The sequence below is a fragment of the Nocardioides sp. J9 genome, from assembly GCF_007829375.1.
In the GTDB taxonomy this organism is placed as follows: Bacteria; Actinomycetota; Actinomycetes; order Propionibacteriales; family Nocardioidaceae; genus Nocardioides.
Map to the genome: position 1 here is coordinate 1 of NZ_VLJQ01000055.1, position 14,396 is coordinate 14,396.

Annotated in this window: 8 protein-coding genes and 1 pseudogene; 2 read left to right on the forward strand and 7 right to left on the reverse strand. The window is 72.3% G+C overall.

Annotated features, from left to right (window positions below):
• Together L615_RS05610 and L615_RS05615 are read right to left on the reverse strand one after the other, a co-directional pair.
• Nucleotides 1–3,274, reverse strand: a 3,274-nt coding sequence (locus L615_RS05610; protein ID WP_145724399.1) for a (Fe-S)-binding protein, incomplete at its 3' end; no start/stop codon positions are given.
• Between the two features lie 235 nt (nucleotides 3,275–3,509).
• The gene (locus L615_RS05615) at nucleotides 3,510–6,035 is read right to left on the reverse strand and encodes a hypothetical protein (protein ID WP_145724400.1); all 2,526 of its coding nucleotides are present in this window, start codon (nucleotides 6,033–6,035) and stop codon (nucleotides 3,510–3,512) included.
• Between the two features lie 136 nt (nucleotides 6,036–6,171).
• On the opposite strand from L615_RS05615, the gene L615_RS05620 reads away from it, so the two are divergent.
• Nucleotides 6,172–7,659 (forward strand): M1 family metallopeptidase, encoded by a 1,488-nt coding sequence (locus tag L615_RS05620; protein WP_186449745.1) that lies wholly within the window; start codon nucleotides 6,172–6,174, stop codon nucleotides 7,657–7,659.
• 284 nt (nucleotides 7,660–7,943) lie between these two features.
• Nucleotides 7,944–9,311 (forward strand): hypothetical protein, encoded by a 1,368-nt coding sequence (locus tag L615_RS05625; protein ID WP_145724402.1) that lies wholly within the window; start codon nucleotides 7,944–7,946, stop codon nucleotides 9,309–9,311.
• A 27-nt stretch (nucleotides 9,312–9,338) separates the two neighbouring features.
• On the opposite strand, the gene L615_RS05630 is transcribed toward L615_RS05625, so the two are convergent.
• The 5 genes and pseudogenes from L615_RS05630 to pdhA form a co-directional block, all read right to left on the reverse strand.
• Entirely contained in the window at nucleotides 9,339–10,358 is a 1,020-nt protein-coding gene (locus tag L615_RS05630; RefSeq protein WP_145724403.1) for a serine/threonine-protein kinase, read from the reverse strand.
• A gap of 262 nt (nucleotides 10,359–10,620) precedes the next feature.
• Nucleotides 10,621–11,481 (reverse strand): dihydrolipoamide acetyltransferase family protein, encoded by an 861-nt coding sequence (locus L615_RS24075; protein WP_261376573.1) that lies wholly within the window; start codon nucleotides 11,479–11,481, stop codon nucleotides 10,621–10,623.
• 440 nt (nucleotides 11,482–11,921) lie between these two features.
• A pseudogene (locus tag L615_RS24080) lies at nucleotides 11,922–12,122 on the reverse strand (biotin/lipoyl-containing protein); the annotation flags it as partial.
• A gap of 13 nt (nucleotides 12,123–12,135) precedes the next feature.
• Nucleotides 12,136–13,113 carry an alpha-ketoacid dehydrogenase subunit beta gene (locus L615_RS05640; protein ID WP_145724404.1) on the reverse strand — a complete coding sequence of 326 codons (978 nt, stop codon included), beginning with the start codon at nucleotides 13,111–13,113 and terminating at the stop codon, nucleotides 12,136–12,138.
• 1 nt (nucleotide 13,114) lies between these two features.
• Complete coding sequence (pdhA, locus tag L615_RS05645) at nucleotides 13,115–14,245, reverse strand: pyruvate dehydrogenase (acetyl-transferring) E1 component subunit alpha (RefSeq protein ID WP_145724405.1); 1,131 nt, start codon at nucleotides 14,243–14,245, stop codon at nucleotides 13,115–13,117.
• Between the last annotated feature and the right edge of the window lie 151 nt (nucleotides 14,246–14,396).

Genomic DNA, 14,396 nt, shown 5'->3' on the forward strand with positions numbered 1-14,396 from the left:
CCGCGGGCTCCTCGACGGCCGGCTCGGGCTCGGGCGCCGGGGCAGCCGGGGCGGCCGGACGCGCCACCGTGGCGGCCTCGGGCGCCTCGATGTCGAAGAGCGAGCTGACGGCGTTGATGTCGACGTCGGTCTTCGGCGTGCTGGCGGCACCGGTCGAGGACGCCGCCCGCGCGGGAGCCCCCGGCTCCTCGGCCGGGGCAGCCGGCGCGGTCGGCTCGACCGGCTCGGCGGCGGGCGACTCACCGACGACCGCGGCCTCCTCGGCACGCGCGTCGGCCTCCACCGGCTGCGCCTCGGGGGTCGGCGCCGGGGCGGGGGCCTCGGCGGCCTTGGCGGCCGGGGCGGCCGGCTCCGGGGCCTCGATGTCGAAGAGCGAGCCGCCGGCGTTGAGGTCGACGGTCGGGGCCTGCGGCGCAGCGGCCGCGACACCACCCTCGGCCTCGGCCTGGACGACCTTCTCCTCGGTCGGCTTCGGAGCCGAGGCCAGGTCCTCGGCGGGCGTGCTCGCCTCCGGGGCGGACGGCTGGGACGTGGCGGCCTTCGGCGCCTCCTCGGCGGGGGCGATGTCGAAGAGCGACCCACCCGAGCCCAGGTCGGCGACCGGCTCGGCCTTCGCGGCCGGCTTCTCCTCGGCCTTCGGCTCCTCCTTGGCAGCCGGCGCAGCCGGGGCAGCCGGGGCCGGGGTGTCGAAGAGCGAGCCGCCCTCGTCGAAGAGCGAACCGCCGGACTTCTCGGCAGCCTGCTCAGCGGGCTGCTGGGCGGGCGTGGCCGGCTCCGCCTTGGCCTCGGCCGGGGCCTCGTCGAACAGCGAGCCGGCGTCGTCGAAGAGCGAGCCGCCGCCGGCGGGCTCGGCCTTCTTCTCCGCCGGGGCGGCCGGCGCGGGCGAGTCGAACATCGAGCCCGGGTCGTCGAACATCGACGAGCCGCCCGACGCCTTCGCAGCGGGGCCGACGTCCTCGGTGTCGGCGACGGTGTCCTCGGTCAGCGTGACGTCGCCGGCCTCGGGCTCGGCCTTGGTCTCGACGGACTGCTTCGCCTCGGCGGGCGCGGCGGCACCCTTCGGCTGCAGCGGCGCACCCTCGCCCGGCTTGAGCTTGGTGGCCTGCTCGCCCTTGACGGAGGCGAGCAGCATCTGCGCGACGTCGAGGACCTCGACCTCCTCGCGGGCCTCGCCGTCGGCCTGCATCTTGGTCAGGCCGTCGGAGAGCATGACGCGGCAGAACGGGCAGCCGACGGCGACCTGGTCGGCGCCGGTCCCGACCGCCTCGGCGGTGCGGTTGAGGTTGATCCGCTCGCCGACCTTCTCCTCCATCCACATGCGGGCACCACCGGCGCCGCAGCAGAAGGACCGCTCGGAGTTGCGCTCCATCTCGGCGAACTCGGCGCCGGGGAGGATCTGCAGCAGGTCGCGCGGCGGCGTGTAGACCTGGTTGTGGCGACCCAGGAAGCACGGGTCGTGGTAGGTGATCTTGCGGGCGTGCGCGCCCTCGCCCTGCGCCACCGGCGTCAGCTTGCCCTCGCGCACGAGGCGGTTGAGCAGCTGGGTGTGGTGGATGACCTCGAGCTCGAGACCGAGCTGGCGGTACTCGTTCTTGAGGGTGTTCATGCAGTGCGGGCAGGTGGAGACGACCTTCTTGGCCTTCGCCTCGGTCAGCACCTCGATGTTCTGCTGGGCCAGGCCCTGGAACACGAACTCGTTGCCGGCGCGGCGGGCGGAGTCACCGGTGCAGGTCTCGCCGTTGCCCAGGACGCCGAAGGAGACGCCGGCCAGGTCGAGCAGCTCGGCGACCGCGCGGGTCGTCTTCTTGGCACGGTCCTCGTAGGCACCGGCGCAGCCGACCCAGAACAGCCAGTCGACGGACTCGAGGTCCTCGATGGTGTCGCCGACGACCTTGACCTCGAAGGGCAGGTCCTTCGCCCAGTCGAGGCGGGCCGTGGCCGACATGTTCCACGGGTTGCCCTTGTTCTCGAGGCCCTTGAAGAGGCCGTTGAGCTCGGAGGGGAAGTTCGACTCGACGAGCACCTGGTAGCGGCGCATGTCGATGAAGTGGTCGACGTGCTCGATGTCGACCGGGCACTGCTGGACGCAGGCACCGCAGTTGGTGCAGGCCCACAGGGCGTCCTCGTCGACGACGAAGTCGCCGCCCTCGGGCATGTAGAACCAGTCGTCGACGCCCTCGGACTGCTCGTGCTCGGACTTGCCGACCAGGGCACGCGGCTCGGCGCCACCGGCGGCGGCGTACGCCTCCTCGCGCATCGCCATCATCATCAGCTTCGGCGACAGCGGCTTCTCGGTGTTCCACGCAGGGCACTGCGACTGGCAGCGACCGCACTCGGTGCAGGTCGTGAAGTCGAGGATGTCCTTCCAGGAGAAGTCCCAGATGGACCCGGCGCCGAGGGTGGCCTCCTCGTCGAGGTCGTCGATGTCGTCAAGGGTGATCGGCTTGCCACCCGACGTGAGCGGCTTGACCGCGCCGAGCGCCGTACGACCGCTGTCCTCGCGCTTGAACCAGATGTTGAACCAGGCGGTGAAGCGGTGCCAGGCCACGCCCATGGTGAGGTTCGTCGAGATGACGATGAGCCAGATCATCGCGGAGGTGATCTTCACCATCGCGATGAAGTAGATGATGTTCTCCAGCGTCCCGATCGACTCCTCGCCGGTCGGGAAGAGGTTGCCGAAGAACTGCGAGACCGGGAAGTGGAAGCCGTCGGCGTGCTCGGCGGCCTCGCCGCCGTGGGCCTTGGCGAGGTTGTACTCCGCACCGCGGATGAACAGGATCGCGGAGCTCTCGAGGAGCACCATCGCCTCGACGAAGTAGGCCTGCCACATGGTCGAGCCGAAGAAGCGGCTGCGTCGGCCGATGGCCGAGGGGCGGTGCGTGAGGCGGTAGATGATCAGCGGGATGATCGCGATCGTGCCGAGCAGGCCGAGGAGCTCGGCGACCCACTCGTAGATGAAGAACTTGCCGAGGACCGGGATCGTCCACTCCGGGTCGAACAGCTGCGGGAAGGCCGCTGCGACGGCGGTGGAGAGCGCGATGAACGCCGCGAACGCGAACCAGTGCAGGACGCCGACCCAGGTCCACTGCAGCATGCGCGTGTGGAGCACGGTCTCCTTGAGCATGGTGACCGTGCGGCCGACCGGGTTGCCGGAGCGGCCGGGCGCCGGCTGGCCCTTGCGGATGACGCCCAGCATCGTCGCGACGGCGCGTGCCGTGAGGGCGATGGCGACCACCGAGATGGCCAGCGAAACCACGATCGCAACGGTCTGCATCAGCGACTCTCCACTCGTCTGGATCAGGACACGCAGGGTGCGCGGGCCGAGCCTATTGCCATGCACGGAAGAGGCATACCGAAGGCAAGCCTTACCATTGCGACAGCGACAGCCACGGCCGAGCGGATACTACCCGTTGGTAACTTCGCGGGGATGTGACGCTGACCTCAACCCCGGCCGCCGGCCGACCGCCCACGGACCGTCAGCGGACGACCAGCGGACCGTCCGCGGACGATCAGCGGACCCGCAGGCCGGTCACCTTCCCCGCCTTCGAGAAGGTGACGACGACCGGCACCTTCGCCCGGGTCGCGGTCTTCGCGCAGAACGCGTACGACGTGCCGAGCCGCTTGTAGGGCTGGCCGACCTTGCGCAGCACGGCCTTCGTGGTCATGCCGCGGTGGATCGCCGCCCGGACCACGGCCACGCCCTTGCGCAGGCCGGGGTTACGGCACGAGTCCGGGCGCACGCCGTACGCGCGCTCCCACATCTGCAGGTAGGCCTCCGCACCACGGGCCATGTCGTCGACGATCCGCGCCCCGTCGCCCTTGCGCTGGGCGTCGGCGACCTTGCGCAGGTCCTCGACCCAGTCGGGGTAGAGGCCGTACTGGGCGACACCGTCGACGTTGATGTCCCAGGTCCGCTTCCCGGCGCGCTGCTTGTCGATCCGCACCCCACCGAGGCCGGTGAAGGGGTAGGTGACCGGGTTGGCGACGTCGGCGCCGCGCGGGTTGCCCTGCGCGCCGAGGCCGTTGATGTCGGCGCCGAAGCCGAACCCGAAGTAGTAGCGGGGGTCGGCCCAGCCCAGGTGGCGGCGCCACTTCTCGACGAAGCCGGTGGAGTCGCCGGCGTACGGCGTGATGAACCCGCCCGCGCCGTAGATCCGCGGGTAGGTGTCCGGCGTGGACCAGGAGTGGCTGGAGATCACGCCCGGGTAGCGCAGGTCCTCGATGACGTCCATCGACGCCGAGCGCGCCTTGACCGAGAGGTGGTCGGGGTCGAACACCATCTGCCGCTTCGCCAGGCCCTTGATGGTGTGCACGCCGAGCTCGGTGAGGCCGCGCTTGTTGCAGTGCGCCGGCGGGCCGTAGAGCGGGGTGGCCGGCAGCAGCCCGAGCACCTTGCCGATCGCACCGAAGAGCGCGTCCTGCTGCCCCGCGTCGATGTCCGGCAGCAGCGAGGGCTGCGGGTTGTCCGCGGACTCGCCGTCGGCGGGCTCGCAGTGCTCCATCGCCCAGAACGACCCGGTCTCGAGGAAGTTGGCGGTGTTGACGACCGGCCCGATCACGCCGGCGTCGCCCGCGACGCCGGCGAGCGCGTTGTCGAACTTGTTGACGAGCTCCATCTGGCGCACGCCGAGCCGGTGCATCTCGTCGAGGTTGGCGTCGATCTCCGCCTTGGTGCAGGCAGGGAGGTCCTTGCCGAGCAGCTTGGTGTAGGTGCAGCCGAACGGGATGGACGTCTCGATGCCCATCACCACGGCCATCTTGCCGCGGTTGATGACGCGCCGGGCCTCGAAGGGGTTCTTCACGATCCGGTAGAAGCCCTTGCCCGGACCGCCGAACTGGGCGTCGATGTAGTCCTGCATCTTCAGCATGTCGGCGGCCTGCAGGCGGATCGAGTCCATGTCGTCGCAGGAGTTCCGCTTGATCGGGTAGAGCTGGCAGAGCTTGTTGTTCTCGACGAGCAGGTTGACGAACAGCCGCTGGCCGCCGCGCCAGGCCCGCTCGAGCCAGCGGTAGTAGGTGCCCTCGTGGGTCAGCGACTCCGGCGCCGGCCAGTCCTTGAAGGTCGGCCAGCCGGTCGGGTCGTGCGACGCCTCGCCGGACAGCACCGACTCCAGCAGCGCACCCTTGCCCTGGGTGAGCGTGTGGTCGGGGCAGTCGACCAGGGCGTACGGCGCGCCGTACGCGTGCCAGGGCCGGCCGCAGTGGATGCTCCCGCCGAGGAACTCGAAGGCCATCCCGTGCGTGTGCGCGTCGACGAAGCCGCGCACCTCCTGGTAGGTCGTCTCGCCGGCGTAGGGGTTGCCGGTGATGTTGATGGCCGCCTCCGGGTACGACGGGCAGCCGCTCGCCGTGCGCAGGCGGAAGGTGGTGCCGGCTCCCGGCGCCAGCGCACCGGCCTTGACGGTGAGCGCCCTGCCGGCGCCGACGTCGAAGCGGAACCCGGTGCCGACCTTGCGGGCGGTCCAGTCGGCGTTCGGGCCGGGCTTCGCAGCGGGCTTCACCTTGCCGTTGACCACGGCGAGCTCGCCGTCGCGCGCGTGCAGCAGGTAGCCGCCGAGCCGGGTGGCCTTGAAGTAGTAGGGCCCGAACGTCGTGCCCGCCGCCGTCAGGGTGTAGCAGCCGCCGGCCATCGCGTAGCGGGTCGCCGGGACGGCAGTGCGCTTCGGGTAGGCGCGGACCCGGACCAGGCGCGGGTCGGGCAGGGCGCGCTCGCGCTCGACGTAGGCCTCCGCCTTGCGCCGGTCGGCGGCGCTGGTCGGGTCGAGCGCGGCGACCTCGTCGACGGCCAGGCCGCGGGCGACGTCGTTCTTCGTCGCCGGGTCGTCGTGCTCGTGCGGCGCGAGCAGGCTGTCGTCGTGCGGGACCCCGCGCTCGGACTTCTCCTGCTCCGTTGCCGCGGCCAGGCTCGTCGCGCCGCTGCGGGGCGCGTCCGAGGGTGCCGTCGCAGGGACCAGCGCCGCGACGCCGACCACCGCCAGCGCCGTGGCCGCTGCCAGACCGATCCGTCGTGCTGCCGCCTCGCGCGGTGCGTCCACGCCAACCTCCCCTTGCCGAGCAGTGACCCCGGTCACTTCAACGACCGAGCGACCGCAGAGTAACACCTGAATGTGACACGTGTTCAGGTTCGTCTCGACAGGCATGATGTGGCCACCCCCGGAGAAGGAACGTCCCATGACCACGACCCGCCGCCTGCGCGCCGGCGCCACCGCCCTCCTCCTGTGCGCCGGCACGGCGCTCGCCGCCTGCGGGTCGGGCGGTGACGCGGACGCCGACCCCACCCCGACGCTGCGCACCCCACCGACACCGGACACCCCGAGCAGCACACCCACCGGCTCCGGGAAGTACGCCGACGCGTTCAGCGCCACGCGCGAGGACTCGGTCTACCCCGAGATCGGCGACCCGCTCGTCGACGCGTTGCACTACGACCTCGGCCTCGAGTGGGACCCGAGCCGCGACGTGCTCACCGGCACCCAGGTGCTGACCTTCCGCGCCACCGCGGACTCCCCCACCATCCCGCTCGACTTCAACGAGCAGCTCGCCATCAGCGAGCTCACCGTCGACGGCACGCCCGCCGGGCACGCGGTCGAGGGCACCCGGCTCACCGTCGAGCACCCCGTCGAGGCAGACCACCAGTACGAGCTGGCGCTGACCTACTCCGGGACGCCGCGGACCGCCCCGGCCCCGAGCGAGCGCCAGGACTTCGCGCAGGGCGTCGGGTGGAGCATCACGCCCGAGCACGAGACCTGGACGCTCCAGGAGCCCTACGGCGCGTTCACCTGGTACGCCGTCAACGACCAGCCGGCCGACAAGGCGTTCTACGACTTCACCCTCACCTCACCGGCACCGCTGCAGGGCGTGGCCAACGGCGAGCTCCGCAAGAGCACGAAGGGCGGCGGCCGCACCACGAACACGTGGCACCTCGCGGAGCCCGCGTCGTCGTACCTCGTCACCGTGGCGTTCGGCGACTACCAGCGCACCGACCTCGAGTCGGCGAGCGGCGTGCCGATCCAGATCTGGACCGACGCCGACGAGGAGCCGCTGCCGGGCGGGCTCGGCACCACCCCGGACGCCGTGGACTGGCTGGAGGACCTGCTCGGCCCCTACCCGTTCGACTCCCTCGGCATCGTGGTCGTCGACGGCAGCAGCGGCATGGAGACCCAGACCATGATCACGCTCGGCAACAACGACTACAGCCTGTCCCCCGCCGTCGTCGTGCACGAGGTGGCGCACCACTGGTACGGCAACACCGTCAGCCCCGCCGACTGGTCGGACGTGTGGATGAACGAGGGCATGGCGATGTACCTGCAGGGGATGTGGGAGGCCGAGCAGGAGGGCATCCACATCGGCCAGAAGATGGACGACTGGGCGATGTTCGAGGCGCGCCTGCGCGAGGACGCCGGACCGCCGGGGGCGTTCGACCCGAAGAAGTTCGGCAACAGCAACATCTACTACGGCCCGGCGCTGATGTGGCACGAGCTGCGCGAGGACGTCGGCGACGAGGTCTTCTTCGACCTGGTCCGCGAGTGGCCGGCCTCGCAGGAGAACGGCAACGCCGACCGCACCGAGTACCTCGCCTGGATCGAGGACACCCTGGACGAGGAGCTGTCGGACTTCTTCGACGCGTGGCTGCTCGGCGAGCAGCAGCCGCCGCGGGACTGAGCCCCGGCGCCGGCCGGTCGACGTCGTCCACGCCCTTCGACCCTTCTCAACCCGTCCCGCCCCCTTCCCGAGCCTTCCCAAGAGGTGGAACGCGTTCTACCCTCCGGGGATGCGCCTCCGCTCCCCAGGCCGCATCGTCGCCGCCCTCGCCGCCGGTGCCCTCGCCCTGACGCTCGGCAGCCTCCCGTCGGGCCCCGCGGCCGCCGACGACGGCCCGGCCCTGCCCGGCCTCCCGGCCCNGCCTCCCGGCCCTGCCGACCATCCCCGGCCTGCCGATCCCGCCGTTGCCGACCGACCTGCTGGTGCCGCGGTTCACCGGCAGCGCGCTGGCGGCGCCGCCGGTCCCGCAGAACCCCTGGCTGGCGCCGAACGGTCGCAGCAGCATGCACAACGACCCCTACAGCACCGACGCCTACACCCAGTCCGGGCCGACCGGGCGTGCGCTGACGATGCGCACGGCGTCGTACGGCATCCGCGAGTGCGCCACGATCGCGTTCGACTCGAAGGGCCGGATCGTCGGGCTGTGCGGCGGGCTCGAGGGTTTCACGATGATGGTCATCGACCCCGTGACTCTGCGCGCCCTCTCCCAGCTCCAGCTGTCGGCGCGCGACTTCAGCAAGGCCGCGAACCCGTTCACCGACCTGTGCGGCGGCACGTACTTCTTCCTCGACGGCCAGGACCGCGCCTACGCGACGACCACCACCGGCGCCATCGCCGAGGTGCAGGTGACCGCCGGCGGCGGGCTGGCCCGGGGCCGGACCTGGCCGCTGGCCGCGCACCTCGCCGCCGGCGACTGCCTGGTGGCCACCGGCGTCGACTGGGCGGGCCGCGTCTGGTGGTTCAGCCAGCAGGGCACGGTCGGCACGCTCGACCGGGGCACCGGCGCCGTCCGCGCGCTCGACCTGCCCGAGGGCGAGGAGATCTACAACTCCATCTCCGTCGACGAGACCGGTGGCGTCTACCTCGTCTCGACGCACCAGACCTACCGGCTCGACGCGGCGGCCGACGGCACCCCCGAGGTCACCTGGGCCATCCCCTACGACCGCGGCACGCGGGTGAAGCCGGGGATGCTCTCCCAGGGGTCGGGCACGTCGCCCACCCTGATCGGCGAGCGCTGGATCGCCATCGCCGACAACGCCGACCCCCAGAGCCACGTCATCGTCTACGACCGTCGCAAGGGGGTCGCCGACCGCGAGCACTGCTCCGTGCCGGTGCTCTCCACCGGCGCTAGCACGACGGAGAACAGCCTGGTCGCGGCCGGGAGCTCGCTCATCATCGAGAACAACTTCGGGTACGCCGGGATCCAGTCGACGCTGCTCGGCCGCTCGACGACGCCCGGTGTCTCGCGGGTGCTCGTCGAGGAGGGCGGCTGCCGCGTGGCGTGGACCAACCCGACCGTCGCGCCGTCGTCGGTGCCGAAGGCCTCCCTGGGCAACGGCCTCGTCTACGTGTACTCCAAGCCGCCACGCAAGGACCTCCTCGACGCCTGGTACGTCACCGCCATCGACATCCGCACCGGCGAGACCCGCTGGAGCCGGCTCACCGGCACCGGCATCCAGTGGAACAACCACTACGCGTCGATCTACCTCGGGCCGGACGGCGCGCTCTACGTCGCGACGATCGTGGGGCTGGTCCGGTTGGCCGACGGCTGAGCACCCCGACCCGCGGCCAGTCCCCGCTCACCGGGTCCAGAGGCACCGGACGGCCGCGTCCAGCGCGGCGGAGGTGAGGTGGGGGTCCGGCCGGGGCGCAGCGAGGTGCTCCGCGGCGGCGGGCCCGTGCTCGGTGACCAGGGCCTGCGCGGTGCACTCGGCGGCCGGACGCTGCAGCCCGCCCGACCGGAGCGTCCGGGTGACCTGGTCGACGACCGGCTCCGCGGTCCGCTCGCCCGGACCCTCCGCGGGTGGTGCCACGAGCACGACCACAGCCACGACGGCGGCTGCTGCGGCTGCTCCGACCACCCACCGACCGTGGCGGGGGCGCAGGTGGGTGGTGCGGTGCCCGCGCAACCGGGAGCGGTCGGTGCGCGCTGCGGCGGTGCGCAGGAGGTCGCGGACCTCGGCGGCCGACCGGGCCGCGTCGAGCGCGGCTCCCAGACGACGGCCCAGCGGTCCGCCGAGGGTGGCCTCGAGCAGCCGTCCGAGGGCGCGCACGTCGTCCGCGACACCATCCGCAACACCCTCCGCGACACCGCCGTCGCGGATCGGTGTCGCGATCCCGAAGTCCGACAGCAGCGCGAGGGTGTCGGTGCCGCGGTGCCGGAGCAGCACGTTGGACGGCTTGACGTCGCGGTGCACCAGCCCGGCCCGGTGTGCCTCAGCGAGCCCGTCGGCGACCTGCGCGACGAGCTCCAGTGCCGCCACCTCCGGCAGCGGGCCGTGCCGGCGCAGGTGCCGCCCGAGGTCGCCGTCGGGCACCAGCGGGGTGACCAGGTAGGGCCACCCGTCGGCCTCGCCGTGCGCGAGCACCCGCACCACGTGCGGGGAGTCGAGTGACGCCTGCAGCCGTGCCTCCTGGCCGAACCTCTGCCGCAGCCCCGGGTCGTCGAGGAGCGCCGGCAGGACCACCTTCACCGCGACCCGCCGGTCGAGCGCGGTGTCGACGGCGTCGTACACCGCACCCATGCCGCCCTGCCCCAACCGCCGCACCAGACGGTAGGGACCGATCTGGTCGGGTGGTTCACGCAGCGCGACGGGCACCACCCCGTTCTACCCGCTGCCCCGCTCCCCCGCCCTCCGTCATCCCCAGCCCCGTCGAGACGTCACTTGTGGCGGGTCGAGACGTCACTCGTGGSSSGTCGAAGCGTCAGTTCTGGCGCGTCGAGTGGTCACGTACGGCCGGTTGACTGGTCAGTGACGTCCCGACGGGCCATTGCTGACGCCTCAAGGCGCCGGAACTGACGCCTCAACGCGCCGGAACTGACGTCTCGACCCGCCACAAGTGACGTCTCGACGGTTCGGGTCAGAAGAGGAGGGCGGTGGCGGGGTCGCTGACCAGGCCGGCGACGTCGGCGAGGAAGCGGGAGCCGGTGGCGCCGTCGATGTGGCGGTGGTCGAAGGACAGCGACAGGGTCATCACGTGGCGGGGCACGACCTCGTCGTCGACGACCCAGGGCTGCTTCCGGATCGCGCCGAGGCACAGGATCGCGGACTCGCCGGGGTTGATGATCGGTGTGCCGCCGTCGACGCCGAACACGCCGACGTTGGTGATCGTGAAGGTGCCGCCGGCGAGGTCGGCCGGCTGCGAGCGACCGGCACGGGCGGTGGTGACCAGCTCGTCGAGCGCGCCGGCGAGGTCGACGAGCGACAGCTCGTGTGCGTCCTTGATGTTGGGCACCACCAGGCCGCGCGGGGTGGCGGCGGCGATGCCGAGGTTGACGTAGTGCTTGACCACGACCTCCTGGGCGGCCTCGTCCCACGTCGAGTTCACCAGCGGGGTACGACGCAGCGCGAGCAGGCAGGCGCGGGCGATCACCAGCAGCGGACTGACCTTCACGTCCCGCAGCTCCGGGCGCTCCTGCAACCGGGCGACCAGGTCCACGGTCGCCGTCGCGTCGACGGTGACCCACTCGGTGACGTGCGGCGCGGAGTACGCGGAGGCGACCATCGCGGCGGCCATCTGCTTGCGCACGCCCTTGACCGGTTCGCGGGTCTCGCGGCCGGCGGGGTCGGCGGCCACGGCCGGCGGTGCGACCCGGGTGGCCTGCCCGGACGCGGTGCCGCCGGCGGCGGCGAGGACGTCCTCCTTGCTGACCGTGCCCCGGGGGCCGGTGGGGGTGAGCGTGGTGAGGTCGACGCCGAGGTCGCGGGCCAGCCGGCGCACGAGCGGCTTGGCCAGCGCGCGGGGCGGCCGGGCCGGGGTGGCCGGCTCCTCCAGCGCGGGGTCGGTCGCGGCGGGTGAGAGCGCCTCGGCCGGAGCGGCCGTCGGGTCGGTCGTCGCGCCCTTGCGGGCCCGGCGCTTGAGCGCACGCTGCTTCGGTCCGTAGCCGACGAGCGTGGCCTGCCCGGTCGGCGGGACGTTGGTGTCGATGACCTCCGGCCCCGACGAAGCGGCCGGGGCAGGCGCCTCGGCGGCCTGCGGCTCGCCGATGCGGATGATGGGGGTGCCGACCNGGCCTGCCCGGTCGGCGGGACGTTGGTGTCGATGGGCTCGGTCACCGGGGCAGCGGGCTCCGCAGCAGCGGGAGCAGCCCCCGGCTCGCCGATGCGGATGATGGGGGTGCCGACCTCGACGGTCTCCCCCTCCGCGACGAGCAGGGCCAGCACCTCGCCGGCGTACGGGGAGGGCAGCTCGACGACGGACTTGGCGGTCTCGATCTCGACGACGACGTCATTGACGGCGACGGTGTCGCCCACCTTCACCCGCCAGGCGACGATGTCGGCCTCGGTGAGGCCCTCGCCGACGTCGGGGAGCCGGAACTCCTGGGCAGCGGACGGGGCGGTGCTCGGGGCGGACTGGGTCATCGGTCGTCCCTCCTCAGTAGGCGAAGGTGCGGTCGACGGCGTCGAGCACGCGGTCCAGGTCAGGCAGGAAGGCGTCCTCGATCCGCGCGGGCGGGTACGGCGTGTCGTAGCCGCCGACGCGCAGGACCGGTGCCTCGAGGGAGTGGAAGCACTCCTCGGTGACGCGGGCCGCGACCTCCGCACCGACGCCGAGGGTCACGTGCGCCTCGTGCACGACGACGAGGCGGCCGGTGCGCCGCACCGACTCCTGCACCGGCACCAGGTCGAGCGGCGAGAGTGTGCGCAGGTCGATCACCTCGACGGAGCGGCCCTCCTCCGCGGCGACGGTGGCGGCGTCCAGGCAGGTGGACACGGTCGGGCCGTAGCCGACCAGGGTGACGTCGCTGCCGGGGCGCACGACGCGCGACTGCCACAGCGGCGCGGGCGGCGCAGCCTCGTCGACGTCGGCCTTCGCCGAGTGGTAGAGCCGCTTCGGCTCGAGGAAGACGACCGGGTCGTCGGAGTGGATCGCCTGCTGGATCATCGCGTAGGCGTCCGCCGGGTTGGAGCAGGCGACCACCTTGAGCCCGGGCGTGTGCACGAACTGGGCCTCGGGCGACTCGCTGTGGTGCTCGACGGCACCGATGCCCCCGCCGAACGGGATCCGGATGACCATCGGCACGTGCACGCGGCCCTGGCTGCGGAAGTGCAGCTTGGCGACCTGGCACACGATCTGGTCGTAGGCGGGGTAGACGAAGCCGTCGAACTGGATCTCCACCACCGGGCGGTAGCCGCGCATGGCCAGGCCGACGGCGGTGCCGACGATGCCGGACTCGGCGAGCGGGGCGTCGATCACCCGGTCCTCGCCGAAGTCCTTCTGCAAGCCGTCGGTGATCCGGAAGACGCCACCGAGCGTGCCGACGTCCTCGCCCATGACGAGGACCTTGTCGTCGTCCTCCATCGCCTTGCGCAGCCCGGCGTTGAGCGCCTTGGCCAGGGTCATCGTCGTCATGTCAGCCGACCTCCTCGAAGGACGCCACCCAGGCGTCGTACGCCGCCTGCTGGGCCGCCAGCTCGGGCGTCTGCTCGACGTGGACCCGCGAGAAGATGTCGCGCGGTGCGGGGTCGGGCAGCGCGTGGCACTCGCGACGCATCCGCTCGCCGAGCACGTCGGCCTCCTGCGCGACCTCCGCGACGAAGGCGTCGTCGGCCAGCCCGTTGCGGCGCAGGTAGGCCTCGACGCGGGCGATCGGGTCCTTGAGCTTCCACCGCTCGACGTCGTTGCTGAGCCGGTAGCGGGTCGGGTCGTCGGTCGTGGTGTGCGCGCCCATCCGGTAGGTGTAGGCCTCGACGAAGGTCGGCCCCTGGCCCTCGCGCGCCCGCTGCAGCGCGGCCTGCATGACGGCGTACGTCGCGAGGACGTCGTTGCCGTCGACGCGCACGCCGGGGAAGCCGAAGCCGTGGGCGCGGCGGTAGAGCGGGATGCGGGACTGGCGCTCGAAGGGTTCGGAGATCGCCCACTGGTTGTTCTGGCAGAAGAACACGACGGGCGCGTTGTAGGACGCCGCGAAGACGAACGCCTCGTTGACATCGCCCTGCGACGAGGCGCCGTCACCGAAGTGCGCGACCACGGCGGTGTCGCGGTCGGGGTCGCCGGTGCCGACCGCCCCGTCGCGCTGCACGCCCATGGCGTAGCCGGTCGCGTGCAGGGTCTGCGCACCGATGACGATCGTGTAGAGCGCGAAGTTGTGCTCGTTGGGGTCCCAGCTGCCCTGGTCGACACCGCGGAAGAGGCCGAGCAGCTGGACCGGGTCGACGCCGCGGCACCAGGCGACGCCGTGCTCGCGGTAGGTCGGGAACACGAAGTCCTGCGGGCGCAAAGCCCGGCCGGCGCCGATCTGGGCGGCTTCCTGGCCGAGGAGCTGGGCCCACAGGCCGAGCTCGCCGTGGCGCTGCAGCGCGGTCGCCTCGATGTCGAGGCGCCGCACCAGCACCATGTCGCGGTAGAAGCCGCGCAGCTGCTCGGCGGAGAAGTCGAGGTCGAAGGCGGGGTGGTGGACCCGCTCGCCCTCGGGGGTCAGGAGCTGCACGAGCTCCGGGTCGGCAGCCTGCTCGGGGGCCGGTCCGAAGACGGGATCGGTCATCACCACTCCTTGCCTCCGCGCCTGCGGGGTCGCCGCGGCCCGGATCGGGGTCGTCGCTGCGGCCCGCTCGGGCGTCACAGGGGTGGCGTGACTGTGATCCGGGCCACTTGCCAGCAACGATACCCGGCACGCCGCAGCGCGGGGCAAGGCT